The following is a 25,152-nucleotide window of genomic DNA, read 5'->3' on the forward strand; positions in this document are numbered from 1 at the left end:
TTGATTTTGCCGCATTTTCTGCGACGAGCCGGTATCCGCTTCGTCGGCAGATGCTCTGGTGTCTCTCACGAAGCTCCCGATCCCCGCCGCCGCTCTCCGTGGGGGCGTCAGCGCGGTGGGAGTTTTGTGAGGTGCACACTTAGTTCGGCAGGTTGGGCAGGGCCGTCTCGGTCTGCTCGGCCGTCAGGGAGCGCAGGAAGGCGAGGAGGTCCTGGTGCTCAGGGCTGCTCAGCGCGACCGCCCGCATCAGGGGCGACTTCGACGGCCGCTCGACCCCGCCGCCCTCGTAGAAGGTCAGGATCGCGTCGAGGTCGGCGAACTGCCCCGCATGCCCGAACGGCGCCCGGTAGGTCAGGTTGCGCAGGCCCGGGGTCTTGAAGGCGTGGCGCGCCCCCGGCTCGTCCGGCGCGATTCCCCCTCGGCCGGGGTCCCGGGTCGGGATGCCGAGGTCGTGGAACCGGTTGTCGGTGAAGTTCCAGCCGGTGTGGCAGGAGGCGCAGCGGGCCTTGCCGGCGAACAGCGCGAAGCCGCGCTTGGCTTCCGGGCTGATCGCGTCCTCGTTGCCCTCGACCCAGCGGTCGAACGGCGCCCAGCCGGCCACCACCGTGCGCTCGTAGGTCGCGACCGCGGTCAGCAGGGCCTCGCGGCTCACGCCGGTCTCGGGAAACAGGCGGCGGAACTGCGCGTCGTAATCCGGGATGGCCTTCAGGCGGGCGACGATCTCCGGGAACTTGCCGTTCATCTCGACGGCGGCGGTGATCGGCCCCTGCGCCTGCGCCTCCAGGCTGGGCGCGCGCCCGTCCCAGAACAGCACCGGCATCCAGGCGGCGTTGAGGATGGTGGGCGCCTTGCGCGCCAGCGGCGTGTTGGTCGCCCCGATGGCGCCCGGCACCGGGACCTCGAAGCCGAAGGACGGGTTGTGGCAGCTCGCGCAGCTCAGGTTCTGCATTCCGCTCAGCCGCGGATCGAAGAACAGCATCTTGCCGAGCGTCGCGAGCTGCGGCGAGTAGGGGGCGTTCTCCGGAAACGGGATGCTGGCCGGTCGCCGGTAGAGCGCCTTGAGGGCGGCGATGTCCGGCTCCGCCGCCGCACCGGCCCCGCCGAGCAGGAAGGCGGCGAGCGCGAAGAGCTTGAGCTTCATCGTTGTCCCGAGAGATGACCTAGATGCCGTTCGATCGGCTCCTCTGGCTGATAGAGAAATATTGTGAACCGGCAGTTAAAAACCGTCTTTCCTTGAGTAAGAGGAATTAATACCCAAGAGCCCGGCGGCAGGTCGGGCGGCGCCGTGCGCCGACATCCCGGGCGGCGACGGGCCACGATCGGGCCGGCCGGGTCTCAGTCCAGCCAGGTGCAGGCGACGGCCAGGGAGGCGATGGCGAGGACGGCCCGGCCCTCGTCGCGGATGGTCACGAACAGGTGCAGCCGGTCCTGGCGGCGGGCCTCGTCGCGGGCGATGTCGGACAGGATCCGCATGGCATGCGCCCGGGCGGCATCGCGGTTCGGCCAATCGCTGCCCTCGTCGTCGCGGTGCGACAGGTCGTGGTCGTTGATGTCGAAGAAATAGCGCGGCACGGGTTGCCCCAATGGTGTGAGAGGGCTCCCGGACCGAATCTTCCGAAACCCACCGGCCGGCCCTGCCGATCGGGGCCGCGGTGACGATTCCCTAGGACGCAGCGGCAATCGCCGCCCTTGCAAATGTTTATCGAACGCAAATTTCCCACTCACCTCAAACAAGTACGAGAATTACCAGATTATGCCGCGATCGACTGGGGCGCATGCCGTCGCGCCGCCGCAGTGTCCGCCGGGCCGCGTCGGCGAATTCCTTCGACGGCGATCCAAACGGGCCCGCGACTTTCTCGCACGACCCGATCTGTGTAAGCTCGCGCCCCGAGACCGGAGCGGCCCGGGGGCTGCCGGGCGACCATGACGGCCGGGGACGGGCGCGCACCGCCGGCGACGTCTCGCAGCTTGCGAAGGAAGGACAGCGCCCTGCGGCTCTCGCTCTACACCGACCTGTCGCTGCGCCTGCTGCTCTATCTCGGGGCGGTGGAGGCCGGCACCTGGACGACGACGCCGGCCGTCGCCCGTGCCTTCGGAGTGTCGCTGCACCACCTGCAGAAGGTGGCGCGCGGGCTCACCGAATCCGGCTACATCGAGGCGCGGCAGGGCCGCACCGGCGGCGTGCGCCTGGCCCGCCCGCCGGTGGAGGTGCGGCTCGGCGCGGTGGTGGCGGAGCTCGAAGGGCTCGGCTGCCTCGTCGAGTGCGCCCGCGGCCCCTGCCCGCTCGCCGGACGCTGCCTCCTGAAGCACGCGCTCGACGCGGCCGAGCGCAGCTTCGTGCGCGAGCTCGACCGCTTCTCCCTCGCCGACGTGCTCGCCGGCCCGACCGGCGCGGCCATGCGGGCCCTGATCGGGCGCGAGGCGGGGCCGGGCCCGTAGGGCCTGTCGAGCCGCTTGTTGGGTGGTTCTTGTCTCAGAGCCTGTTCGATGGGTCTCTGTCGGTCTCCAGACCCTCCGCGTGATTCCGGGCTCCGCTGCGCGGCCGCGGAATGACGCGGAGGGTGTCGAGACTGTCGAGCAAGTCGAAGCAGGGTCTCAAGATCATGCCGCTTCTCTGGCGGCCCGGCGCTCGGCGGCGGCGGCCTGCCAGATCTCCCGGGCGGCGTCGGCGTTCATCGCCGCGATGCCGAGGCCGACCACCAGGTCGGGCCAGGGAGCGAAATCGGGCCAGGAGGACAGCGTGGCGGCGGTGACGAGCCCGGCCGCCACGATGGCGACGTTGGCGATCGCGTCGTTGCGGGCCGACAGGAAGGCCGCCCGGGTCAGGCTGCCGCGCCCCTCGCGGTGGCGGGCCAGCATCAGCGCGCAGGCGAGGTTGACGGCGAGCGCGCCGAGGCCCGTCAGGGTCAGCGGCACCGGGGCCGGGGCCGCGAAGGCGCCGATCTTCTGCCAGGCGGTCCAGAGGGCCGCCAGCCCCGGCAGCAGCAGGATGCCGGCCATCACGGTGCCGAGCCGCGCCCGCGCCGCCGGCCGCCAGCCGAGGCCGGCGACGATCAGGAGGTTGAGCGCCGCATCCTCCAGGAAATCGACGCTGTCGGCGACGAGCGCGACGGAGCCGATCGCCACCGCCACCGACGCCTCGATCCCGAAATAGCCGAGATTGAGCAGGGCGACGCGCCGCACGGTGGCGCGCAGGGCGGGATCGGAATCGGAGGCGGTCACGGGACGGGTCTCGCGGCGAGGAAGCCGGGGCTCTATGCCCCGATCGGGCGGACCGGGCCAGGGGGCCCGCGGGAGAACCCGGCCGCGCCGCACCGGTGCCGTGCCGTCCGGGCGGTTGCGCCGCGCGGCCGCGCCGGCTCGGGTGCCGCCATCCGCCGGCGACAGGCGGGAGGAGGAGACGACCTGCCCGCCTTGTCCCGGCCCGCTTCACCCGCGCCCTATAAGCGGTCGTCATGTCCGCAGGTAAGATAGCGTGTCACGGATTTCCTCGCGCATGCTCGAATTTCCCTTCATCGCCGACAGGCAGGCCTTCGCGCGGTGGCGCGCGGCCCCCGATAACTGGCGCCTCCTCGTCAGTGAGATCGCACGGGCGGAGACCTTCGCCACGGGCGAGCTGACGCCGTTCCGGACCGGGACGAACCTCGTCGTCGACCTAGGCGGCTGCGCCGTCCTGAAGCTGTTTCCGCCCCTCTACTGCAGCCAGTTCGTCTCCGAGCGGGCGACGCTGCGCCTCCTGGGCGAACGCCTCTCCGTGCCCGTTCCCGGGATCATCGCCGAGGGCGAGCGCGACGGCTGGTCCTACCTCATCATGACCCGCCTGCCCGGCATTCTCGGGTCGGAGGCCTGGCCGGCCCTGCCCGAGGCCGAGAAGGTGCGAATCCTCGCCGAGATCGGCCGCACGATCGTGGAGATGCAGGCGATCCCGCCCGGCGACCTCGTCGGCCTCGAGCCCGCATGGCCGGATTTCGTCGCGCAGCAGGCGGCGGGCTGCATCGAGCGGCATCGCCGGAACGGCCTCGCCCCGCATCTCCTGGTCGGCTTGGAGGACCTGCTGCGGCAGGTGCCCGCCGTCATCCCCCTCGACGCGGAGCCGGTGATCCTCACGGGCGAGTGGATCCCCGAGAATTTCCTCCTCGCCGAGACGGACGGTCGTTGGCGGCTCGCGGCCCTGATCGACTTCGGCGACGTGATGACTGGTTGGCGCGAGTACGACCTCCTCGGTCCGAGCGCCTTCATGTGCGCGGGCCTGCCCGATCGCGTCGGGAGCCTGATGTGGGGATACGGTCTTCGACCGGAGGACGTGGACGCCGCCATGCGGCGGCGCCTGCTGACGCTGATGCTGCTGCACCGCGCGAGCGACCTGCGGAACGTCGCCATCGACGGATGGGAAACTCGCGTCGGTTCGCTTGCCGATCTGGAAACCGTCGTCTGGCCCTCATAGAGCGGGATCTGATCCCCGCCGCGGTGCCTCAGGCCGCCCGCACCGTGTCGAGGAAGCGGGCCACCTCGGCCGAGAGGTGCTCGGACTGGCGCGACAGCTCGGAGGCCGCGCCCAGCACCTGGCTCGCCGCAGCACCGGTCTCGTCGGCGGCCCGCGCCACGCCGGCGATGTTCGTCGTCACCTCGCCGGTGCCGGCGGCCGCCTGGGACACGTTGCGGACGATCTCCTGGGTCGCCGCGCCCTGCTCCTCGACGGCCGCGGCGATCGAGGTCGCCACGCCCGAGATCTCCTCGATCCGGGCGGTGATCCCGCTGATCGCGCCGACCGCCTGGCCGGTCGAGGCCTGGATCGCCGCGATCTGGCCGGTGATCTCCTCCGTCGCCTTCGCGGTCTGGCCGGCGAGCTCCTTCACTTCCGCCGCCACCACCGCGAAGCCGCGGCCGGCCGCCCCGGCGCGGGCCGCCTCGATCGTGGCGTTCAGCGCCAAGAGGTTGGTCTGGGCGGCGATCGACGAGATCAGCCCGACCACGTCGCCGATGCGGGCGGTCGCCTCGGTGAGCGCCCGCACCTGCGCGGCGCTCTCGCCGGCCTCGGCGACGGCGGCGCCGGCCAGCCGCGCCGAGCCGTCGACCTGGCGGCCGATCTCCTGGACCGAGGCGCCGAGCTCCTCCGCCGCCGCGGCCACGGTGCCGACATTCGCGGCGGCCTGGGTCGCGGCCGCCGCGACGCTGCCCGACTGGCCGGCGGTCTCCTGCGCGGTGAGGGTCATGGTCTGGGCGGTGGCCTGCAACTCGGTGGCGGAAGCCGTGACGGCGCCGACGATGCCGCCGACCGCCCGCTCGAAGGCGTCGGCCATCTCGCGCATCGCCTGGCGGCGCTGCGCCTCGGCCCCGGCCCGGGCGAGCGCGGTCTCGTCCTCGAGCTGGCGGGTGCGGATCAGGTTGTCGCGGAACACCGCGAGGGCGCCGGCCATCGCGCCGAGCTCGTCCCGGCGGGCGGCGCCGGGAATCGCGGTCCCGGCATCGCCCTCCGCGAGGCGGCGCATCGCGCCGGTCATCTCGCCGAGGGGCCGGACGATGCGCAGAAGGCAGAACAGCACCGCCGCGAAGGTGACGAGGACGGCGACCGCGAAGGTCGCCACGGTGATGCGGCTGGCCTCGGCCCGCTCGGCCCGGGCGGCCTCGCCCGCCTGGGTTCCGGCGGCGGCGTTGATCCCGACGAGCTTGCCGGTGGTATCGATCGTCGCCCGGTAGGTTGCGTTCATCGGGCCGCGGAAGAAGGCGCCGATCTCGGCCTGGCTCGGCAACTCCTTGAGGCGGGCCCAGTCGGCCCGGAACGCCGAGACCTTCGCCGTCAGCTCGCCGAAGGTCTCCTGCTCGGCGGGCGAGCTGATCAGCGTGCGGTAGCGCGTCATCCGCTCGCCCAACGCCGCGTCCATCTCGGAAAAGCTCTTGGCCGAGAGCGCCTTCTCGGCTTCGGCCTCGGCCGAGATGAAGCGGAACTGCCAGAGCCGGGCGCGCATCACCAGGGCGTTGATCGCATGGGCCTCGTTGATCGAGGGCATCGCGTCGTCGGCGAGCTTGGCGATGCGGGTCTCGATCGAGTCGAGCTTCCACAGGGAGACGCCGCCCTGCGCCAGGGTCAGCAGCAGGAGGATCCCGAACAGGCCGGTCAGGCTGCTCTTCAGGGACATGCGCATGGAACGGATCGCCAGTGATCGGACAGAACAGGAGGACCCTGTTGTCGCTTCGGTATCGCTAAATTTCTGTTAATGGATCCAAATCCTGTGATAACCAGATAGCGTCGTATTGCAACGATGCTTCAACTTGCGAAATGCCTGGCTATCCCGCCATGACCCTGCGAAAGGGACGGGTTGCGCGAGCCGTCGTCTCATGATCCTTCCGCCTGCCGCAGGGTCGGGCGCGGCGGGGCCGGCTCCACCCCTCCCTCTCCGACCTTTCGCCACTGGATTTCCGCCCCCGTCCCGTGCGACCCCGGGGATCCCGGCCGGGATCTCCTGACCGGGATCGGCGGAGCCGCGAGCCGCCGGCCGTCCCTCGCGGCCGCGATACGAGAGCAGTGCCCGATCGCAACGCGATCGGGCACTGCTCTCGATTCTTGATTTTGTCACATTTTCTTCGACGAACCGGTATCCACTTCGTCGGAAAATGCTCGAGAACGACCGGGAGCGACGCCGATGATGCCCGAACTGCGCGTGCTGTACTTCGAGGATTTGAGCGTCGGCCTGTCCGAGACGCTGTCCAAGACCATCGCGGCCTCCGACGTGGTCGGCTTCGCCGAGATCACCGGCGACCGCAACCCGATCCACCTCTCGGAGCACTTCGCCGCCCGCACGCCGTTCGGCACCCGCATCGCCCACGGCCTCTACACCGCCGGGCTGATCTCGGCGGTGCTCGGCACCCGCCTGCCCGGCCCGGGCGCGGTCTATATCAGCCAGAGCCTCAACTTCCGCGCCCCCGTGCGCATCGGCGACACCGTCGACGTCACCGTGGAGGTGGCCGAGCTGGTGCCGGAGCGACGCCGCGCCCGCCTGACCTGCATCTGCGCCGTCAACGGCGAGACGGTGCTCGACGGCGAGGCCCTGGTGAAGGTGCCGACGAGGGCAGAGGCCGATCCGCTGGCCGCCCGCAAGGGGTGAGCGAGTTCCGGGGTTGATGGACGTCCGGGCGCGAGGTAGCCCGGCCCGGTGATGACCCCGATCCCGATCGACGACCCGGACGACCCGCGGCTCACCGCCTACACGCGGATGCGCGAGCGCGACCTCGTCGGCCGCGAGGGGCGCTTCATTGCCGAGGGCGAGGTGGTGCTGCGGGTACTGCTCTCGAGTGTCGCCCGGTTCCGGATCGAGTCGGTGCTCGTCTCGCCCGAGCGCCTGCCCGGGCTGGCGCCGGCGCTCGACGGCCTCGACGCGCCGGTCTACCTCGCCGCCAAGGGCGTGATGGGGGCGGTGGCGGGCTTTCCGATCCATCGCGGCGTGCTGGCGGTGGGCCTGCGCGGGCCGGAGCCGTCGCCGGACGCCCTGGTGCCGGCGGGCCCGGCCCTGCTCGTCGGCCTCGTGGGGCTCGCCAACCACGACAATGTCGGCGGGATTTTTCGCAATGCCGCCGCCTTCGGGGCCGACGCGGTGGTCCTCGACGGCGAGACCTGCGATCCGCTCTACCGCAAGGCGATCCGGGTCTCGGCCGGCACGAGCCTGACGATGCCCTTCGCCCGGGTGCCGAGCGGCGACGACCTTCTGGCCCTGTGCGAGCGCCATGAACTCGTCCCGGTCGCCCTCTCGCCGCGGGGCGAGGACATCACGACCCTGCCGCCCCTGCCCCGCGCGCTGCTGCTGCTCGGCACGGAAGGGCCCGGCCTGCCCGAGGCGCTGATGGCCCGCTCCCGCCGGGTGGCGATCCCGATGGCGCCGGGGGTCGATTCGCTCAACGTCGCGGTGGCGGGGGCGGTGGCCTTGCACCGGCTCGGCGGCGGGCGGTTGGTGGGGAGCTGACGGTCGCCCGGCGCGCGATCAGGCCTTCCGCGCCCGATAACGTTCTGCCGCTCCGCCCAGAACGTCGTCGGCTGATACCAGCGGCTCCGCCCCAGCCGCCACCCGGCCGAAGACAGGAGCCACCTCCTCGCGCAGCCAGTGCTCCATGAGCGCGTCGCCGGTTCGCCCAGTGAGCGCCGCGCGGATCTTCGGGTAGCGAGCGGCTAACTCTTGTTGAACCGCAGCGACATCGATGCGCTCGGGCGTTGGGCGGGGTCTGAACGGCCGCTTGATGCGCTCTGTTGTCGTCGGAATCTCCTTCCGCGCCAAAGGTGCGGCACTGCAGTCCACTCGTCGGCGCATTATCCCGTCACACCCCAGGAAAATATCCACGCCCACCCCACCGCGACAATGCGCAGCCATTGCCGGCTCAAGGCCGCGCACCACAACTAGGCCGTACGCACGGGCACCCGTCGTCGGGTCAGGCAGGAGGTGGAGCGTTGTTGCAGCCGCGGGATGGGTACCGCACCCTGTCGGGGCGGCGGGCGGTGGTGGTCGGGGCGGGGCCGGGCGGCCTCGCGGTGGCGCTGATGCTCGCCCGCGACGGCGTGCAGGTGACGGTGATCGAGAAGGAGGGTACCGTCGGCGGGCGCACCCGGACGGTCACGGCGCCGGGCGGCTACAAGTTCGACATCGGGCCGACCTTCTTCCTCTATCCGCGCATCCTGGCCGACATCTTCGAATCCTGCGGCGAGCGGCTGGAGGACCACCTCACCCTCGAGCGGCTCGATCCCCAGTACCACCTCGTCTTCGAGGGCGGCGGCGAGATCCGGGCGACGCCGGACGTGGAGCGCCTCGAGGCCGAGATCGCCCGCATCGCGCCCCTCGACGCGAAGAACGTCCGCCGCTTCCTCGACGACAACCGCCACAAGCTCGCGGCCTTCATCCCGGTGCTGCAGCAGGCCTGCGATTCGCTGCGCAGCTTCGTCTCCCCGGCGATGCTGGCGGCGCTGCCGCTGCTGCGCCCGCACGCCACCGTCGACCGCGACCTGTCGCGCTACTTCAAGGATCCGCGGGTCCGCCTCGCCTTCTCGTTCCAGACGAAATATCTCGGGATGTCGCCGTTCCGGTGCCCGAGCCTGTTCACCATCCTGAGCTTCCTCGAATACGAGCACGGGGTCTATCACCCGGTGGGCGGCTGCGGCGCGGTCTCCGAGGCGATGGCCGGACTCGCCCGCCGCATGGGCGTCGAGATCAGGCTCGGCACCTCCGTCGACCGGGTGCTGTTCGAGGGCAAGCGGGCCGTCGGGGTCGAGGCCGGGGGCGAGCGCATCGGTGCCGACGCGGTCGTCATCAACGGCGACTTCGCCAAGGTCGTGCCCGAGCTGGTGCCCGAAGCGCGCCGCCCGCGCTGGCGGAACGCCAAGGTGGAGAAGGCCCGCCTCTCCTGCTCGACCTACATGCTCTATCTCGGCATCGAGGGATCGATGCCCGAGAGCCTCGGCCACCACACCATCCTCCTGTCGGAGGATTACGCCCGCAACATCCGCGAGGTCTCCGACGGGGTGCTGCCGATGCAGCCCTCGATCTACGTCCAGCATGCCGGCTACACCGACGGCGGCATGGCGCCCCCGGGCCATACCAGCCTCTACGTGCTGGTGCCGGTGCCGAACCTGCGCGCCGGGATCGACTGGGCCACGGTCGGCCCGTCCTACCGCGCCCTGGTGCTCAAGCGGCTGGAGAAGCTCGGTCTCCACGACATCGAGTCGCGCATCCGCTACGAGCGCGTGGTCGACCCGACCCAGTGGCGCGACGAGTTCGCGGTGCACGAGGGCGCGACCTTCAACCTGTCGCACGACCTCGGCCAGATGCTCTACTTCCGGCCCCACAACCGCTTCGGGCCCGGGCTCTACCTCGTCGGCGGCGGCACCCATCCGGGCTCCGGCCTGCCGGTGATCTACGAGGGCGCCCGCATCACCGCGCGGCTGATGGCCGAGGACCTGGCCCTGCAGAAGGTGCCCTCCCGCGGCATGCCGCTCAGCCCCGCCGCGAGCCTCGGGGAAGCCTCGTGAGGCGCCCGGAGCATTGTCCGACGAAGTGGATGCCGGTTCGTCGCAGACAAGGCGACACAGCCAAAGGGCGAGGACAGCGTCCGATTGCAGCCCGATCGGACGCTGTCCTCGCCGTCGCCGCCCTCCTCGCCGTGCTGGCTGCGCCGGCGGCGGCGGCGAGCCTCTCGGTCGAGGTCGACGGGGTCGAGCCGGGGGCCGGCCGGGTCTTCGTCGCGCTCTGCACCGGATCGCTCGCCGAGGAATCCTGCCGCATCGGCCAGAGCGGCCCGGCCGTGGCCCAGAGCCTGCGCTTCGGCTTCTCCGACGTACCGCCGGGCACCTACGCGGTGGCGGCATTCCAGGATGTCGACGGCGACGGCCGCCTCGGACGCACGGGCTTGGGCCTGCCGACCGAGCCCTACGGCTTCTCGAACGGCGCCGGCCGCCGGGGCCGCCCGGACTTCTCCGCCGCCGCCTTCCGCCTCGCAGAGCCCGGCACCGCCTTGCGGGTGCGGCTCACCCGCGCCCTGCCGGCGCGGTAGGCGCCGGGCTAAAACATGCCCCCGGATGGCACTCCCTCGGAATGCCGCAAAGCTCTGCTGTTCTGACGGCATGATGCCAGATGCAGCGGCGCGCGTCCGCGACCTCGCCTTCTCGTACCGCAACCGCCGGGTTCTCGATCGCATCGACCTCGTCCTGGCGCGGGGCGAGACCGTGGCGTTGCTCGGCCCCAACGGCGCGGGCAAGACCTCGCTGATGCGGCTGCTCGCCGGCCGCCTCGTCCCGGACAGCGGCAGCGTGCGGGTGTCGGGGGGCGATCCCGCGCGCGAGGCCGGGGTGCGGCGCGCCATCGCCTGGGTGCCGCAGGAGATCGCCCTCTACCCGCGCCTGACCGTGCGCGAGAACCTCGAAGTGTTCGCCCGCCTCGCCGGCTTGCCCCGGCCGGCGCGGGAGCCGGCGGTGGTCCGGGCGCTGGCGCGGACGGGGCTCGAGGAGGCGGCGGGCCGCCTCGTCGGGGTGCTCTCCGGCGGCTACCAGCGCCGGGCCAACATCGCGGTGGCGCTGCTTGCCGAGCCCGCCCTCGTCCTCCTCGACGAGCCGACGCAAGGGGTCGACCAGGCCGCCCGGGCGGCGATCCACGCCGTGCTCGAAGGCCTGCCCGCGCGCGGCGCCGCCGTGCTGATCGCCACCCACGACTTCGCCGAGGCCGAGCGCCTGGCCGACCGGGTCCTGGTGCTCCAGGACGGCGCCTTGCGCCTCGACGGGCGCCTCGCCGACCTGCTCGCCGGCCTGCGGGCCGGGCCCCCCGAGCACGAGGTGGCGCTCGCCGAGGCTGCCGGCCCGGCCGCCGCCGCCGCTTTGCGCCAGGCGGGCTTCCACCCGGCCTCCCCTCTGACGTGGCGGGCGACCTGGCGCGCCGGCGACGCGGTGGCGGGCGGGCGCGACGGTGCGGCCCTGCTGGCGCACCTGCGCCGCCACGGCGTGCCGGTGCGGGAGATCCGGGTGCGCGAGCCGGGCCTCGATGGGCTCTACCGCGACGTGACGGCGGGGGAGCCGCCCGGCGGTCCCGTCCCCGCCCCCGCCGAGGTCCCCGCATGATCGTCGCCGCGTTCCGGGTGATGCTGCTCACCCTGTGGCGCGACCGCGCCGCCCTGGTGATGGCCTTCGTGCTGCCGACCGTGATCTTCTGCGTCTTCGCGGCGATCTTCTCCGGCGCCGTCGGCGAGCGGATCCGCATCCAGGTCGGACTCCTCGACCAGGCCCGAACCGCCACGACCGGCCGCCTCGTGACCGCGCTCCAGGCCGATCCGGCCCTGCGCATCGCGCTCCTCGACGGCGATCCCGTGGCGGCGGTGCGCCGGGGCGAGGTCGACGTGGCCCTGGTGCTGCGCGGCGACCTCGCGGCGGGAAGCGGCGCCAGCGACGCGCCGATCCTCGTCGTCGAGAGCCCGGCCCGGGCGCTCGCCACCCCGATCGCGCTCGGCCAGGTGCAGCGGGTGCTCAACGAGGCGCTGCCCGACGTGGTCCTGTCGCGGGTCGTCGCCGACGTCGAGCGCACCGGCAAGATCGGCCCGGACGAGCGCGCCTTCCTCGACAAGGCCTTCGCCGAGAGCCGCGAGAAGCGCGAGGCCTTCTCCTTCGCCGCCCTGGTGGCGCGCGTCTCGACGGCGGAGGGACACGGCGGGAATGCGCGCGTCGCCTATTACGCCGGGGCGATCGCGGCGGTGTTCCTGCTCTTCGCCGCCATGCAGGGCGCCCTGTCGCTCGTCGAGGAGCGCCAGTCCGGCATCGCCGACCGCCTCGCCGCCGCCCCCGGCGGCCTGCCGGTGGTGGTGCTCGGAAAGTTCCTGTTCCTGGTGCTCCAGGGGATCGTGCAGGGGGCGCTGATCTTCGGGGCGGCGGCGCTCCTCTACGGCGTCTCGATCGGGCCGCACGCCGCGTCCTGGCTCGTCACCGGGGTGCTGGTCGCCGCCATGGCGGCGGGCTTGGGGCTCGCCGCCTGCGCGGCGGCGCGCACCCGCCAGCAGGCCCATCTCGTCTCGACTTTCGGGGTGCTGCTGCTCTCGGCGGTCGGCGGCAGCATGGTGCCGCGCTTCCTGATGCCGCCCTGGCTCCAGAGCCTCGGCTGGCTCACCCCCAACGCCTGGGCGATCGAGGCCTACCAGGCGGCGCTGGCCGAGGGCGCCGGTGCCGCCTGGCCGGCCTGGACGGTGCTGGCGGGGCTCGCCGTCGCGGGCCTGGGCACGGCGCTGGCGCTGACGGCGCGGCCGGCCCCCGGCCCGCCGCGGGCCTGAGCGAAGCCGACTTCCGGAAGATTCCTTCCGAAAGTCGTATCAGCCCTTCAGCCGCTTGTTGCACTCCGAGTAGTAGCCGCCGCCCTTCTCGATCCAGTTCAGGCCGCCGTTGCCGGCGCCGCCGGCCGCCTTGTTGGCGTTGTACTGGTCGAGGCAGGTGTGCTGGCGGGCGCTGCCGGCCGGCTCCTTGGCGTATTTCGGCGAGACGGCGGTGGGGAAGACCGCGCCGGCGGCCGGGGCGTGCTGGCCGGCCGGCGCCGCGGTGGCGGGAGCCTGGGCCGCGGGCTTGACCGGGATGGCGGGCGGGTTCGGCGGCGGCGCCTGGTTCGGACGCGCCGCGCCGGGGCCGAACGGGTTCGGGGCGGGCGCCGTCGTCTGGGCGTGGGCCGGGGCGGCGAGCGCGCCGAGGAGGAGCAGGGAGGCGAGGGAGAGGCGCATCGTCGATCGATCGGGTGTCCGGATTCGGATGGCCCCAGCTTAGCAGCACCGCGGCCCCGGGGCGACACCTGCCGCTGCGGGAACCGTGCCGCAGCGACGGCCGGCGGCGCTTACGCCTTGCGGGGGGAGGCCTCTCCCTTTTGCGGCGCTTCGCCGAGGCGCCGGGACGGTTAAGCAGGGCGCCGGCCCGACCACGCGTCCGGCCGATCCGGGAGTGGGACGACCGATGCTGATCGCCGCCAGCGCCCTCTTGATCCTCTTCGCCTGGTTCGCCGGGCCGCGGCGCTTCGTCGAGGCGGTGCTGCTGACGCGCTCGGCCCTCGATCCCGTCTTCGATATGACCAAGACCGGCGGCCTCGAGGATATGGGGGTCGGCGCGTCGGTGAACCTCGCGGTGCTGGCGGTGGCGGTCGCCTGCGTGGTGACCCGGCCAAGGGTCAGCACGGCGCCGACCGCTGCCCTGTGGCTGCCGCTCCTCCTGGTCTGCTTCGTCTCGTCGCGGTTCGCCCCCGATCCCGGCACCGCGATCCGGCTGGTGATGCTGCTGGCGACCCACGCTGCCTTCTGCCTTCTGGCCTTCTATTTCGTGCGCGACCTCGCCGACCTGCGCCGCTTCCTGCTGCTCATCGTCGCCGGCTCGATCGGGCCGACGCTCTATGCGGGGTTGCAGCTCGCCATGGGCTGGGCGGAGTTCGGCGAGGACGGGATCCGGGTCTACAGCAGCTTCCCGCACCCCAACATCTACGCCTTCTACCTGATGACGGTCCTGGCTGTCGTCCTGACGCTGCTCGCGGGCAGGAGCTTCGCGCTCACGCCACGGCTGCGCCGGGCGCTCGTCCTCTACGTCCCGGTCCTGCTCGCGCTGCTCTTGCTCACCAAGACCCGCAGCGCCTGGGCCGGGGCCGGCCTGATCCTCGTCACCCACGGTCTCCTCTTCGACCGGCGCACCCTGCTCTACTTCCTGGGTCTGCCGGTGGCGCTGCTGGCGGTGCCGGAATTCGCCGAGCGCCTCGCCGACCTACAGCAGGGCAACACCATGGACGCCTACGAGAAGCTGAACTCGTACGCCTTCCGGTTGCTGCTGTGGCAGGGTGCCATGACCTGGTTCTGGGAGCGCCCGCTCTTCGGCTGGGGCCTGTCGAGCTTCGGGCATTACGTGGCACAGTTCGTTCCGCTGCGGCTCGAGAACGACACCATCGATTCGCACAGCGTCTACGTGCAGTTCCTGTTCGAGACCGGGGTGATCGGCTTCCTCGCCTATCTCTGGCTCTACGCGCGGTTGCTCGCCCAGATCGGACGGCTGATCGCCCGCGGCGAGCGCTGGGCCTGGATGCTCCTGGCGATGACGGCCGGCTACCTGTCGATGGCCTATTCGGACAACATGCTCTACTATCTGATCCCCACTTGGTACATGTGGTTCGTCCTCGGCGGCGCCTGCGCGGTGCTGGGGCAGCGCCGGGCGGTGCACCGGCGGCCGGTGGCGCTGCCGGCCTGAGAACCCTGGAGCCTCACCCGATCGCACCGCGATCGGGTGAGGCTCCCGGTCTTTGATCTTGCAGCATTGCCTGCGGCGAACCGGCATCCCCTTCGTCGGACAAGGCTTCAGCCCGGACCCGCCTCAGCGCAGGTGGAAGGCGATCCAGAGCACCGCGAAGGCGACGAATCCGGCGATGAGCCAGCGCATCAGGCGCGCGACGAGGCGCTTCCCGGCCGGTGTCACCGGCCTCTCACTCGGACGAGCGGAGGGCGGCCGCGCCCGCGATGATGGTGGCGAGCGCGGCGGAGCCCAGACCGTCCTGCAGGGCCCGCACCGGCTCGTCCGGCATCGCCAGCCACCACAGGGCGGCCGTGGCCGCGATGCACACGGCGATGGCGCCGAGGATTCCCCGCTCGATCGCGCTCAAGACCCGCCTCCACTCCGTCGGGCGCACAAGCGCCCCTCGTCCCGCCCGGGTCCCCTACGCCAAGCCGGGCGGCTTGGACAGCGCCCCCCGGCGGTCCCGGCCGGATGGCGCGGGGCGTGACGCCCGGCTGCAACGGTCGCGTCCCCGATACCGGCCCCTAACCCCCGCCCCGGTTCCTCCGCGTCCGCTCCGGATTGAATTCCCCCGCAGCATCATGAATTTCAACCACGGATGATTCGGCCCTGCCGGAGAATCGTGCCCCTAAAGCCGGCCCGGAGGGGGCGCGGCGGGCCGCGGAGACGGTGATGGCGAAGCCCCTGGTCGTTGAGATTCCCCACCAGATCGGCCGGGTCGAGGCGCGCCGGCGCATCGAGTCCCGCCTGGGCCAGGGCCGGGAACTCGTCCAGAAGGCCGGTCTCACGATGCAGGATCCGGTCTGGGACGGCGATACCCTCGCCTTCGTGGTCGGCGCCATGGGCCAGACGGTCAGCGGCACCATCGCGGTCGAGGACACGGCCGCCCGGGTCGAGGTCCGCCTGCCGCTGCTGCTCGGGGTCTTCTCCGGCAAGGTCCGCGAGGTCATCGCCGAGAAGGGCGGGGAACTCCTGGCGGCCTGACCCTCGCGGCCCGGCCGCCGGGACCGGGCCTTGATGGAATCCTGATATCGCGGCCCGTCCGGCCGCATCGCTTTCCCCCTGTCCCCGGTCGCAGAGATCCCCGGTCGAGGCGCGTCGCCGGGGACACGCGATGGATGGGATTGACGACCGGTGCGCGCGGGCCGCGCCGAGCGGGATGTTGCGCCGCGTCCGGCCTCCGGGCGACGGGGCGCGGCGGCCGGCCCTGGCCCCCGTGCGCGCCGCCTGCCGGCTCTGCGGGTTCTTCGTCCACGGTTTCCTGAACGGCACCACCTGCGTGCTGCGGATCGACGGGCGGGCGCTCCAGGCCGCCTGCGAGGCCGCCGGCAGTGAGGCTCACGCCTGCGCCGGCCTGCGGGAGGCGGTCCGGGCCGCGCGCCGCCCCTGATCCCGCCCGTCTTTATGCGGCCTTGATACCGCGCCCCCCGCGCCCCTCTCGAATCCCTATGCGTTCGGGTGGATCTCCAGGACCGGGACCGTGGCTCACGGTCCGGTTCGATTGCGGCGGCGCCCGTCACTCCCCGCGCCGCCCGGCGGGGACACCCATGTTCGATTTCCTGATGCTGGCGGGGGCTTTGAGCTTCTTCGCCCTGTCCCTCGGCTACGTCGCCTTGTGCGAACGCCTGTGAGGAGGCCCGCGATGACCCTCGATTACGGGCTCGGCGGCCTGATGACCCTCGGGCTGCTCGCCTATCTCGCCTACGCCCTCGTGCGGCCCGAGCGGTTCTAGAGGAGGCACATCCCATGACTCTCTCGGGCTGGCTCCAGATCGCGCTGTTCTGCGCGATCGTCCTCGCCCTGGTGAAGCCGCTCGGTCTCTACATGACCCGGGTCTTCACCGGCGCGCGCACCCCCCTCTCGCCCCTGCTGCGCCCGGTCGAGCGCGGCCTCTATCGCCTCGCCGGCATCGACGAGGCCCACGAGCAGCACTGGCTCGCTTACGCCGGCGCGATGCTGGTCTTCCACGCCGCCGGCTTCGTCCTGCTCTACGGGATCCTGCGGCTGCAGGGCCTCCTGCCGTTCAACCCCGCCGACCAGGGCGCGGTGGCCCCCGACCTCGCCTTCAACACGGCGGTCAGCTTCGTCACCAACACCAACTGGCAGAACTACGGCGGCGAGAGCACGCTCTCGTACCTGTCGCAGATGCTGGGGCTGACGCACCAGAACTTCCTCTCGGCGGCGACCGGCATCGCGCTCGCCGTGGCGCTGATCCGCGGCTTCTCCCGGGCGTCCGCCCGCACGGTGGGCTCGTTCTGGGTCGACCTGACCCGCTGCACCCTCTACGTGCTGCTGCCGCTCTGCATCGTCACCACCCTGTTCCTGGTCTGGCAGGGCGTGCCGCAGACCCTCGCACCCTACGCCGAGGCCACGACGCTCGAGGGCGGAAAGCAGACGATCGCGCTCGGCCCCGTGGCGAGCCAGGTCGCGATCAAGATGCTCGGCACCAATGGCGGCGGCTTCTTCAACGCCAACGCCGCCCACCCGTTCGAGAACCCGACCGCGCTCTCGAACCTGATCCAGATGGTGTCGATCTTCGGCTTAGGCGCCGCCCTCACCAACGTGTTCGGCCGCATGGTCGGGGACGAGCGCCAGGGCTGGGCGATCCTCGCCGCGATGGGCGTGCTGTTCCTCGCCGGCACCGCCATCACCTACGGGGCGGAAGGCGCCGGCAACCCGCTCCTGAACGCGCTGGGGCTCCAGGGCGGCAACCTCGAGGGCAAGGAGCTGCGCTTCGGCATCCCCGGCTCGGCCCTGTTCGCGGTGGTGACGACGGCCGCCTCCTGCGGCGCGGTCAACGCCATGCACGACGCCTTCACGGCGCTCGGCGGCCTGATCCCGCTCGTCAACATGCAGCTCGGCGAGATCATCGTCGGCGGTGTCGGCGCCGGGCTCTACGGCATGCTGGTCTTCGTGGTGGTGGCGATCTTCGTCGCCGGCCTGATGGTCGGGCGCACGCCGGAATATCTCGGCAAGAAGATCGAGGCGCGCGAGGTCAAGATGGCGATGCTCGCCATCCTCTGCCTGCCGCTGATGATGCTCGGCTTCACCGCGCTCGCCACCGTGCTGCCGGCGGGGCTGGCGGGGCCCGCCAATGCCGGCCCGCACGGCTTCTCGGAGATCCTCTACGCCTTCACCTCGGCGGCGGCGAACAACGGCTCGGCCTTCGCGGGGCTGTCGGGCAACACCCCGTTCTACAACCTGACGCTGGGCGCCGGGATGCTGGTCGGGCGGTTCTTCGTCATCATCCCGGCGCTCGCCATCGCCGGCTCGCTCGCCGCGAAGAAGACGGTACCGGCCTCCGCCGGGACCTTCCCGACCCATGGTGGCCTGTTCGTCGGGCTCCTCGTCGGGGTGATCCTGATCGTCGGCGGCCTGACCTTCTTCCCGTCGCTGGCGCTCGGGCCGATCGTCGAGCACCTGGCGGGCGCGGCCGGCCAGACCTTCGCGGCGGCGGGGGGCTGACCATGACCACCGCTCACGCCGCCCGCCTCCGCCGCGGGCTCGCCCGGCACCGGCCGCGCTCCGGCCCGCGCCCCGACCGGTCGGCTTTGCGACCCTGCGACATCGTCCTGGCGCTCACCGGCCTCGCCCTGCTCGGCTCCGGCGCTCTCTGGGCGGCGATCATGCTCGGCGGCGCGGCGCTGGCGCCCTGACCTCACCCGACGATCCCGGCGGCGCCTGAGCGCCGCCGTCCTCCCGCCTCATCCGGATCCCAGGATCATGGCCCAGTCCCAAAAATCCTCCCTCCTCAGCGCCGCCCTGATCGGGCCGGCCTGCCTCGGCGCGGTCACCAAGCTCGACCCGCGCCAGATGGTGAAGAACCCCGTCATGTTCGTGGTCGAGGTCGTGGCGGCCTTCACCACGATCCTGTTCCTCCGCGACTTGGTCACCGGCGGCCAGAACCTCGTCTTCACCGGCCAGATCATCCTCTGGCTGTGGTTCACCGTGCTGTTCGCCAACTTCGCCGAGGCGGTGGCGGAAGGGCGCGGCAAGGCGCAGGCCGATTCCCTGCGCCGCACCCGCACCGAGACCACCGCGAAGCTGCTCGCCGGCCCCGCCGCCGTGCCCGGCGGCCCGCGCGAGGGCTACGCGACCGTGCCGGGGGCCGGGCTCAAGGTCGGCGACGTGGTGCTGGTCGAGGCCGGCGACGTGATCCCGTCGGACGGCGAGGTGATCGAGGGCATCGCCTCGGTCAACGAGGCGGCGATCACCGGCGAATCCGCCCCGGTGATCCGCGAATCCGGCGGCGATCGCTCGGCGGTGACCGGCGGCACGCAGGTGCTCTCCGACTGGATCCGGGTGCGGATCACGGCCGCCGCCGGCGCGACCTTCATCGACCGGATGATCGCGCTGGTCGAGGGCGCCTCCCGGCAGAAGACCCCCAACGAGATCGCCCTCAACATCCTGCTCTCCGGCCTCACCATCGTGTTCGTGTTCGCGGTGGGTTCGATCCCGAGTTTTTCCGCTTACGCCGGCGGCGCGATCCCCCTCGCCGTCCTGGTGGCGCTCTTCGTCACCCTGATCCCGACCACGATCGGCGCGCTGCTCTCGGCGATCGGCATCGCCGGCATGGACCGGCTGGTGCGGTTCAACGTGCTCGCCATGTCCGGCCGCGCCGTCGAGGCGGCGGGCGACGTCGACACGCTGCTCCTCGACAAGACCGGCACGATCACGCTCGGCAACCGCCAGGCGACGGAGTTCCGCCCGGTCCGCGGCATCACTGCCGGCACGCTGGCGGATGCGGCGCAACTCGCCTCGCTGGCCGACGAGACGCCGGAGGGCCGCTCGATCGTGGTGCTCGCCAAGGAGGCCCACGGCATCCGCGCCCGCGACATGGGAAGCCTCGCCGCCACCTTCGTGCCCTTCACCGCCCAGTCGCGGATGTCGGGCATCGACCTCGACGGCTCGTCGATCCGCAAAGGCGCGGTCGAGGCGGTGATCGCGAGCCTGGACTCCGCCCCGTCCCTCGTCGGCGCCGGTAGCGCGGCCCGGGTGCTGCAACCCCGCCTCGATCCGGCGGCGGCCCAGGAGGTGCGCGGGATCGCCGAGGAGATCGCCAAGGCCGGCGGCACGCCGCTGGCGGTGGCCCGCGACGGCAAGCTCCTCGGGGTCGTGCACCTCAAGGACATCGTCAAGGGCGGCATCGCTGAGCGCTTCGCGGAACTCCGCCGGATGGGCATCCGCACGGTGATGATCACCGGCGACAACCCGATGACCGCGGCGGCCATCGCCGCCGAGGCCGGCGTCGACGACTTCCTCGCCCAGGCCACCCCCGAGGACAAGCTGGCGCTGATCCGCAAGGAGCAGGCTGAAGGAAAGCTCGTGGCGATGTGCGGCGACGGCACCAACGACGCCCCGGCTCTGGCCCAGGCCGATGTCGGCGTGGCGATGAACACCGGCACGGTGGCGGCCCGCGAGGCCGGCAACATGGTCGACCTCGATTCCGACCCGACCAAGCTCATCGAGATCGTCGAGATCGGCAAGCAGCTGCTGATGACCCGCGGCGCGCTCACCACCTTCTCGATCGCCAACGACGTGGCGAAGTACTTCGCCATCATCCCGGCGATGTTCGTCGGGCTCTACCCCCAGCTCCAGGCCCTCAACGTGATGGGGCTGGCCTCGCCCCAGAGCGCGATCCTGTCGGCGATCATCTTCAACGCGCTGATCATCGTGGCGCTGATCCCGCTCGCCTTGCGCGGGGTGAGCTACCGCGCCGTCGGCGCCGCTGCGTTGCTGCGGCGCAACCTCCTGATCTATGGTCTCGGCGGGATCGTGGTGCCGTTCGCCGGCATCAAGGTGATCGACCTCGCCGTGAGCGCCCTCCACCTGGCTTGATTGGATACCGCCATGCTCCGGCACCTCCGCCCCGCCCTCGTGCTCCTCACCGGCCTGACCTTGGTCACCGGTCTCGCCTACCCGCTCGCCATGACCGGCCTCGCCGGGCGCCTGTTTCCGGCGCAAGCCGAAGGCAGCCTCGTCCGCGCTCCCGACGGCACGCCGATCGGCTCCGCCCTCATCGGGCAGAGCTTCACCAGCCCGCGCTACTTCCACGGCCGCCCTTCGGCGACCGTGGCGCCCGATCCGGCGGACGCCGCGAAGACGGTGGCGGCGCCCTACAACGCCGCCAATTCCGGCGGCGCCAATCTCGGGCCGACCAACCCGGCGCTGATCGACCGGGTGAAGGCCGACATCGCGGCCCTCAAGGCGGAGAACCCCGCCGACCCGGTGCCGCAGGACCTCGTCACCACCTCGGGCTCAGGCCTCGACCCCGACGTCTCGCCCGAGGCAGCCCTGTTCCAGGTGCCCCGGGTGGCGCGTGCCCGCGGCGTCCCGGAGGATGCGTTGCGCGCCCTCGTCGCCGGGCAGGTCCGGGAGCCGAGCCTCGGCGTTCTCGGCGAGCGCCGGGTCAACGTCCTCGCCCTCAACCGCGCCCTCGACGCCCAGGGTCGATGAGGGACGGCCTGCGTCCCTCGCGGGACGGCCTGCGTCCCTCGCCGGACGCTCTCCTGGCGCAGGCGCGCCGGGAGGCGCCCGGGCGCGGGCGCCTGAAAATCTTCCTCGGGGCGGCGCCGGGGGTCGGCAAGACCTACGAGATGCTGACCACGGCGCATGCGCGCTTGCGCGAAGGCGTCGACGTGGTGGTGGGCGTGGTCGAGACTCACGGCCGCCCCGAGACCGAAGCCCTGGTCGCCGGGCTCGAGGTGCTGCCGCGCCGCGCCGCCCCGTATGGCGGCGCGGCGCTCGCCGAGATGGATCTCGACGGGCTCATCGCACGCAAGCCCCGCCTCGCCCTCGTCGACGAGCTCGCCCACACCAACGCCCCGGGCTCGCGCCACCCCAAGCGCTACCTCGACGTCGAGGAGCTGCTCCAGGCCGGCATCGACGTCCACACCACCCTCAACATCCAGCACGTCGAGAGCCTGAACGACGTGGTGGCGCAGATCACCCGGATCCGGGTGCGCGAGACGGTGCCGGATTCGATCCTCGACCGGGCCGACGACATCGAGGTGATCGACCTCTCCCCCGGCGACCTGATCCAGCGCCTGCAGGAGGGCAAGGTCTACCTGCCGCACCAGGCCGAGCGGGCGCTCAAGCACTACTTCTCCCCCGGCAACCTCACGGCGCTCCGCGAGCTGGCGCTGCGCCGCACCGCCCAGCAGGTCGACGACCAGCTCGTCACCCACATGCGCGCCCACGCCATCCCCGGTCCCTGGGCGGCGGGCGAGCGGGTGCTGGTCTGCGTCAGCGAGGATCCGCGCTCCGCCGGGCTGGTGCGCTACGCCAAGCGCCTCGCCGACCGGCTGCGGGCGCCGTTCACGGCGCTCACGGTCGAGAGCCGGCGCAGCGCCCAGTTGAGCGAGGCCGAGCGCGACCGCATCGCCGACACCCTGCGGCTCGCCGAGCGCCTCGGCGGAGAGACCGCGACCCTGCCGAGCCAGGGCCGCATCGCCGATGACGTGGTGGGCTTCGCCCGCGAGCACAACGCCACCCACGTGGTGATCGGCAAGTCGACCCGCTCGCGCTGGTTCGAGCTTCTCAACGGCTCGGTGGTGCACGACCTCCTGCGCCGCTCCGGCCCGATCAGCGTCCACGTCGTGGCGGGCGAGGAGGTCGCAGGCGCGCCCGCCGCCCACAAGGGCGTGCCCACCGCAGCCCCGCCCCGGCCGAGCCTCCTGCCCTACGCGGCCGCCCTCGCGGCGGTCGGCGCCGCCCTGGGTCTGGGTCTCGCGCTGCAATCCTCCCTCGGCCACGAGAGCACCGACCTCGTCTTCCTCACCGCCGTCGTGGCGGTGGCGGTGCGCTTCGGGCTGACCCCGTCGCTCGCCGCGGTCCTGGCCTCGTCGCTCGCCTACAACTTCTTCTTCCTGCCGCCGCTCTACACCTTCACCATCGCCGATCCGACCAACGTCGTCGCGCTGTTCTTCTTCACCCTCGTGGCGGTGGTGGTCTCGAACCTCGCCGCCCGGGTGCGGGCCGAGGCGACGATCTCGCGCGCGCGCAGCAAGGCGACGGAGGCGCTCTACGGCTTCTCGCGCAAGCTCGCGGGCTGCGGCACCCTCGACGACGTGCTCTGGGCCACCGCCTACCAGATCGCCCTGATGCTGCGCCTGCGGGTGGTGCTGCTGCTGCCGCAAATGGACGGGGCGAACGCGGGGACCGTCACCGTGATGGCCGGCTACCCGCCGGAGGACTTCCTCGACGAGGCCGACCTCGCGGCGGCCAGGTGGACCTTCGACCACGGCCGCCCGGCGGGCCGCGGGGCCGACACCCTGCCGGGAGCCAAGCGCCTGTTCCTCCCCCTGCGCACCGGCCGCGGCATGGTCGGGGTGGTGGGGCTCGACGGCGACAAGCCGGGGCCGCTCCTCACCCCCGACCAGCGCCGCCTCCTCGACGCGCTCGCCGACCAGGGCGCGCTCGCCATCGAGCGGGTCCACCTCGTCGAGGATCTCGACCGCGCCCGGCGCTCGGCCGAGACCGACCGCCTGCGCCAGGCCCTGCTGTCGTCGCTCTCGCACGACCTCAAGACCCCGCTCGCCGCGGTGCTCGGCTCGGCCACGACCCTGCGCGACTTGCGCGACGCCCTCGACCCGGAGGCGACAGGAGACTTGCTCGCGACGGTGATCGACGAGGCCGAGCGGCTGAATCGCTTCATCGCCAACCTGCTCGACATGACGAAGCTCGAATCCGGGGCGCTGGCCCCGAACCTCGCTCCTCACGATCTCGGGGAGATCGTCGGCACGGCGCTCGAGCGGGCGGCCAAGATCCTCGCGCACCACCGCGTCGCGCTGGCGCTGCGGCCGGGCCTGCCGAGCTTGAGCCTCGACGCGGTGCTGATGGAGCAGGTGCTGTTCAACCTCCTCGACAACGCCGCCAAATACGCCCCCGAGGGCAGCCTCGTGCGGGTCGAGGGCTGGCGCGAGGGCGACGCGGTGGTCTTGCGGATCCTCGACGAGGGCGAGGGCATCCCGGCGGGCGACGAGGAGCGGATCTTCGACACCTTCTACCGGGTGAGGAAGAGCGACCGGGTCCGGGCCGGAACGGGGTTGGGGCTTGCCATCTCCCGCGGCTTCGTCGAGGCGATGGGCGGGCGGATCACCGCCCGCAACCGGGGCGACGGTCCCGGGGCCGCCTTCACCCTGATCGTCCCGGTGCCCCGCGCCGCCCTGGAGGACGCCGCGTGACCGACATCCGCATCCTGGTGATCGACGACGAGCCGCCGATCCGCCGGCTCCTGCGCGTGGGCCTCGGCAGCCAGGGCTACGCCGTGGCGGAGGCGCAAAACGGCCGTACCGCCCTGGAGCTTCTCGAGCGGGAGGCCTTCGCCCTGGCGATCCTCGATCTCGGCCTGCCCGACATCAAGGGCCACGAGCTCCTGGCCCGGATCCGCGCGGCGAAGCCCGACCTGCCGGTGATCGTGCTGTCGAGCCGCGACGACGAGGCCGGCAAGGTCGAGGCGCTCGACCTCGGGGCGGACGACTACGTCACCAAGCCCTTCGGCATGAACGAGCTGCTCGCCCGGATGCGCACGGCGCTCCGCCACCAGCTCGCGGTGGGCGGCGAGCGCCCGGTCTTCCGGGTCGGCGATCTCTCGGTCGACCTGGTGCGCCGCATCGTCCGGGTGGGCGAGCGCGAGGTGAAGCTGTCGCCGAAGGAATACGACGTGCTGCGCCTGCTCGTGCACCATGCCGGCAAGGTGCTCACCCACGCGCACCTGCTGCGCGAGGTCTGGGGGAGTGCGGCCGACCCGCAATATCTCCGGGTCTACGTGCGCCAGCTGCGCCAGAAGCTCGAACCCGAGCCCGAGCGCCCGCGCTACATCCTGACCGAGACCGGGGTCGGCTACCGGATGCGGGCGCCGGAGTGATACCAACGGTCGTTGAAAACGACCTTTGGTGCCGTTCTCGGATTTTCGCCAAGCCTTTGGCTTGGTGTCGAAAATTCGAGATAGGCCAACGGCCCCGTCGATCTCGGGCCTGCCCGAGATCGACGTTGATGCGTCAGCATCTTAGGCCGTTGGTATGAGGCGGCGCCTCGGCCGGTTCCGTCCCGGTCGCGTCCTCCGGCTCGACGGGCGGCGCGGCCTCGGGCGCGCGCCGCACCCAGGCGTCGAGGGCCCAGCCGATGCCGCGGCCGGCGACGGCCACGAAGGCCAGCGACCCGGCGAGGTGGAGGAAGAGCGGCGCGTCCGACGGGACGGGCAACGGGGTGGGCAAGGTGGCGGCTCCCTGGTTTCGCCGTACGAGACGACCGCCCCGGGCCGGCCGCCAGTGCTCCGGCGCCACAGCGCCCGGGATAGGCCGGGAACGTGGCGCCGCCCGAGGGGAGCGGCCCTGGCCGGGACGGCGGGTCGGTGGCGGCTGTGGTGGCGGCGCCTCGCTTCCGGGCGCCCGCGG

At 72.2% G+C, this 25,152-nt stretch carries 26 protein-coding genes; 18 read left to right on the forward strand and 8 right to left on the reverse strand.

Features of this window, described 5'->3' with window-relative positions:
- Window positions 1–139 precede the first annotated feature (139 nt).
- Window positions 140–1,141 carry a cytochrome c peroxidase gene (locus tag DK412_RS25610; protein ID WP_109974263.1) on the reverse strand — a complete coding sequence of 334 codons (1,002 nt, stop codon included), beginning with the start codon at window positions 1,139–1,141 and terminating at the stop codon, window positions 140–142.
- A 194-nt stretch (window positions 1,142–1,335) separates the two neighbouring features.
- The gene (locus tag DK412_RS25615) at window positions 1,336–1,572 is read right to left on the reverse strand and encodes a hypothetical protein (protein WP_109974264.1); all 237 of its coding nucleotides are present in this window, start codon (window positions 1,570–1,572) and stop codon (window positions 1,336–1,338) included.
- Window positions 1,573–1,968: 396 nt separating this feature from the next.
- Here DK412_RS25615 and DK412_RS25620 point away from each other — a divergent pair, with 396 nt between their 5' ends.
- Window positions 1,969–2,439 carry an Rrf2 family transcriptional regulator gene (locus tag DK412_RS25620; RefSeq protein WP_245447280.1) on the forward strand — a complete coding sequence of 157 codons (471 nt, stop codon included), beginning with the start codon at window positions 1,969–1,971 and terminating at the stop codon, window positions 2,437–2,439.
- Window positions 2,440–2,601: 162 nt separating this feature from the next.
- Here the strand turns inward: DK412_RS25620 and DK412_RS25625 are convergent, their stop codons facing one another.
- Complete coding sequence (locus DK412_RS25625) at window positions 2,602–3,222, reverse strand: cation transporter (protein WP_109974266.1); 621 nt, start codon at window positions 3,220–3,222, stop codon at window positions 2,602–2,604.
- Window positions 3,223–3,496: 274 nt separating this feature from the next.
- On the opposite strand from DK412_RS25625, the gene DK412_RS25630 reads away from it, so the two are divergent.
- Window positions 3,497–4,444, forward strand: a complete 948-nt coding sequence (locus DK412_RS25630) for an aminoglycoside 3'-phosphotransferase/choline kinase family protein (RefSeq protein WP_109974267.1) — start codon at window positions 3,497–3,499, stop codon at window positions 4,442–4,444.
- A 28-nt stretch (window positions 4,445–4,472) separates the two neighbouring features.
- Here DK412_RS25630 and DK412_RS25635 read toward each other — a convergent pair whose 3' ends face one another.
- Window positions 4,473–6,143, reverse strand: coding sequence for a methyl-accepting chemotaxis protein (locus DK412_RS25635; protein WP_109974268.1), 1,671 nt, complete (start codon window positions 6,141–6,143; stop codon window positions 4,473–4,475).
- Between the two features lie 498 nt (window positions 6,144–6,641).
- Between DK412_RS25635 and croR the strand changes: the two genes are divergently transcribed.
- Both croR and DK412_RS25645 read left to right on the forward strand, forming a co-directional pair.
- On the forward strand, window positions 6,642–7,103 hold the full coding sequence (croR, locus tag DK412_RS25640; protein ID WP_109974269.1) for a 3-hydroxybutyryl-CoA dehydratase: 462 nt from the start codon (window positions 6,642–6,644) through the stop codon (window positions 7,101–7,103).
- Window positions 7,104–7,151: 48 nt separating this feature from the next.
- A complete protein-coding gene (locus DK412_RS25645) occupies window positions 7,152–7,955 on the forward strand; it encodes an RNA methyltransferase (RefSeq protein ID WP_109974270.1) in 804 nt (267 codons plus the stop codon).
- A gap of 18 nt (window positions 7,956–7,973) precedes the next feature.
- On the opposite strand, the gene DK412_RS30370 is transcribed toward DK412_RS25645, so the two are convergent.
- Complete coding sequence (locus DK412_RS30370) at window positions 7,974–8,327, reverse strand: hypothetical protein (RefSeq protein ID WP_162596303.1); 354 nt, start codon at window positions 8,325–8,327, stop codon at window positions 7,974–7,976.
- A gap of 107 nt (window positions 8,328–8,434) precedes the next feature.
- Between DK412_RS30370 and crtI the strand changes: the two genes are divergently transcribed.
- The 4 genes from crtI (at window position 8,435) to DK412_RS25665 (ending at window position 12,780) form a co-directional block, all read left to right on the forward strand.
- Window positions 8,435–10,006, forward strand: coding sequence for a phytoene desaturase family protein (gene crtI, locus DK412_RS25650; protein WP_109974271.1), 1,572 nt, complete (start codon window positions 8,435–8,437; stop codon window positions 10,004–10,006).
- A 131-nt stretch (window positions 10,007–10,137) separates the two neighbouring features.
- Window positions 10,138–10,527 (forward strand): DUF2141 domain-containing protein, encoded by a 390-nt coding sequence (locus DK412_RS25655; RefSeq protein WP_245447282.1) that lies wholly within the window; start codon window positions 10,138–10,140, stop codon window positions 10,525–10,527.
- Between the two features lie 73 nt (window positions 10,528–10,600).
- Window positions 10,601–11,584: an ABC transporter ATP-binding protein gene (locus tag DK412_RS25660; protein ID WP_109975495.1), complete on the forward strand. Its 984-nt coding sequence runs from the start codon at window positions 10,601–10,603 to the stop codon at window positions 11,582–11,584.
- Window positions 11,581–12,780 carry an ABC transporter permease gene (locus tag DK412_RS25665; protein WP_109974273.1) on the forward strand — a complete coding sequence of 400 codons (1,200 nt, stop codon included), beginning with the start codon at window positions 11,581–11,583 and terminating at the stop codon, window positions 12,778–12,780. Before DK412_RS25660 ends, DK412_RS25665 begins: the two co-directional genes overlap by 4 nt.
- 39 nt (window positions 12,781–12,819) lie before the next feature.
- On the opposite strand, the gene DK412_RS25670 is transcribed toward DK412_RS25665, so the two are convergent.
- Window positions 12,820–13,218, reverse strand: coding sequence for a hypothetical protein (locus tag DK412_RS25670; protein WP_109974274.1), 399 nt, complete (start codon window positions 13,216–13,218; stop codon window positions 12,820–12,822).
- Between the two features lie 226 nt (window positions 13,219–13,444).
- Here DK412_RS25670 and DK412_RS25675 point away from each other — a divergent pair, with 226 nt between their 5' ends.
- Complete coding sequence (locus DK412_RS25675; RefSeq protein ID WP_109974275.1) at window positions 13,445–14,713, forward strand: O-antigen ligase family protein; 1,269 nt, start codon at window positions 13,445–13,447, stop codon at window positions 14,711–14,713.
- Window positions 14,714–14,945: 232 nt separating this feature from the next.
- Here the strand turns inward: DK412_RS25675 and DK412_RS30375 are convergent, their stop codons facing one another.
- On the reverse strand, window positions 14,946–15,122 hold the full coding sequence (locus tag DK412_RS30375) for a hypothetical protein (RefSeq protein ID WP_162596055.1): 177 nt from the start codon (window positions 15,120–15,122) through the stop codon (window positions 14,946–14,948).
- Between the two features lie 305 nt (window positions 15,123–15,427).
- On the opposite strand from DK412_RS30375, the gene DK412_RS25680 reads away from it, so the two are divergent.
- The 9 genes from DK412_RS25680 to DK412_RS25720 all read left to right on the forward strand — a co-directional run bounded on the left by DK412_RS25680 (window position 15,428) and on the right by DK412_RS25720 (window position 24,623).
- On the forward strand, window positions 15,428–15,739 hold the full coding sequence (locus DK412_RS25680) for a polyhydroxyalkanoic acid system family protein (RefSeq protein ID WP_109974276.1): 312 nt from the start codon (window positions 15,428–15,430) through the stop codon (window positions 15,737–15,739).
- A gap of 175 nt (window positions 15,740–15,914) precedes the next feature.
- Entirely contained in the window at window positions 15,915–16,145 is a 231-nt protein-coding gene (locus DK412_RS25685) for a hypothetical protein (RefSeq protein ID WP_109974277.1), read from the forward strand.
- Window positions 16,146–16,397: 252 nt separating this feature from the next.
- On the forward strand, window positions 16,398–16,487 hold the full coding sequence (locus DK412_RS25690) for a K(+)-transporting ATPase subunit F (RefSeq protein ID WP_099905332.1): 90 nt from the start codon (window positions 16,398–16,400) through the stop codon (window positions 16,485–16,487).
- A 14-nt stretch (window positions 16,488–16,501) separates the two neighbouring features.
- On the forward strand, window positions 16,502–18,220 hold the full coding sequence (gene kdpA, locus DK412_RS25695; protein WP_109974278.1) for a potassium-transporting ATPase subunit KdpA: 1,719 nt from the start codon (window positions 16,502–16,504) through the stop codon (window positions 18,218–18,220).
- 2 nt (window positions 18,221–18,222) lie between these two features.
- Window positions 18,223–18,411 carry a hypothetical protein gene (locus DK412_RS25700; RefSeq protein ID WP_109974279.1) on the forward strand — a complete coding sequence of 63 codons (189 nt, stop codon included), beginning with the start codon at window positions 18,223–18,225 and terminating at the stop codon, window positions 18,409–18,411.
- A gap of 67 nt (window positions 18,412–18,478) precedes the next feature.
- Window positions 18,479–20,593 carry a potassium-transporting ATPase subunit KdpB gene (kdpB, locus tag DK412_RS25705; RefSeq protein ID WP_109974280.1) on the forward strand — a complete coding sequence of 705 codons (2,115 nt, stop codon included), beginning with the start codon at window positions 18,479–18,481 and terminating at the stop codon, window positions 20,591–20,593.
- A 12-nt stretch (window positions 20,594–20,605) separates the two neighbouring features.
- Complete coding sequence (locus DK412_RS25710) at window positions 20,606–21,211, forward strand: K(+)-transporting ATPase subunit C (protein WP_109974281.1); 606 nt, start codon at window positions 20,606–20,608, stop codon at window positions 21,209–21,211.
- Window positions 21,208–23,940 carry a sensor histidine kinase KdpD gene (locus DK412_RS25715; protein WP_109974282.1) on the forward strand — a complete coding sequence of 911 codons (2,733 nt, stop codon included), beginning with the start codon at window positions 21,208–21,210 and terminating at the stop codon, window positions 23,938–23,940. Before DK412_RS25710 ends, DK412_RS25715 begins: the two co-directional genes overlap by 4 nt.
- Window positions 23,937–24,623, forward strand: a complete 687-nt coding sequence (locus tag DK412_RS25720; protein ID WP_109974283.1) for a response regulator transcription factor — start codon at window positions 23,937–23,939, stop codon at window positions 24,621–24,623. The genes DK412_RS25715 and DK412_RS25720 overlap by 4 nt, the downstream gene beginning before the upstream one ends.
- Before the next feature lie 133 nt (window positions 24,624–24,756).
- On the opposite strand, the gene DK412_RS25725 is transcribed toward DK412_RS25720, so the two are convergent.
- On the reverse strand, window positions 24,757–24,972 hold the full coding sequence (locus tag DK412_RS25725; RefSeq protein ID WP_245447284.1) for a hypothetical protein: 216 nt from the start codon (window positions 24,970–24,972) through the stop codon (window positions 24,757–24,759).
- Between the last annotated feature and the right edge of the window lie 180 nt (window positions 24,973–25,152).

This window comes from Methylobacterium sp. 17Sr1-1, assembly GCF_003173775.1.
Lineage (GTDB): Bacteria > Pseudomonadota > Alphaproteobacteria > Rhizobiales > Beijerinckiaceae > Methylobacterium.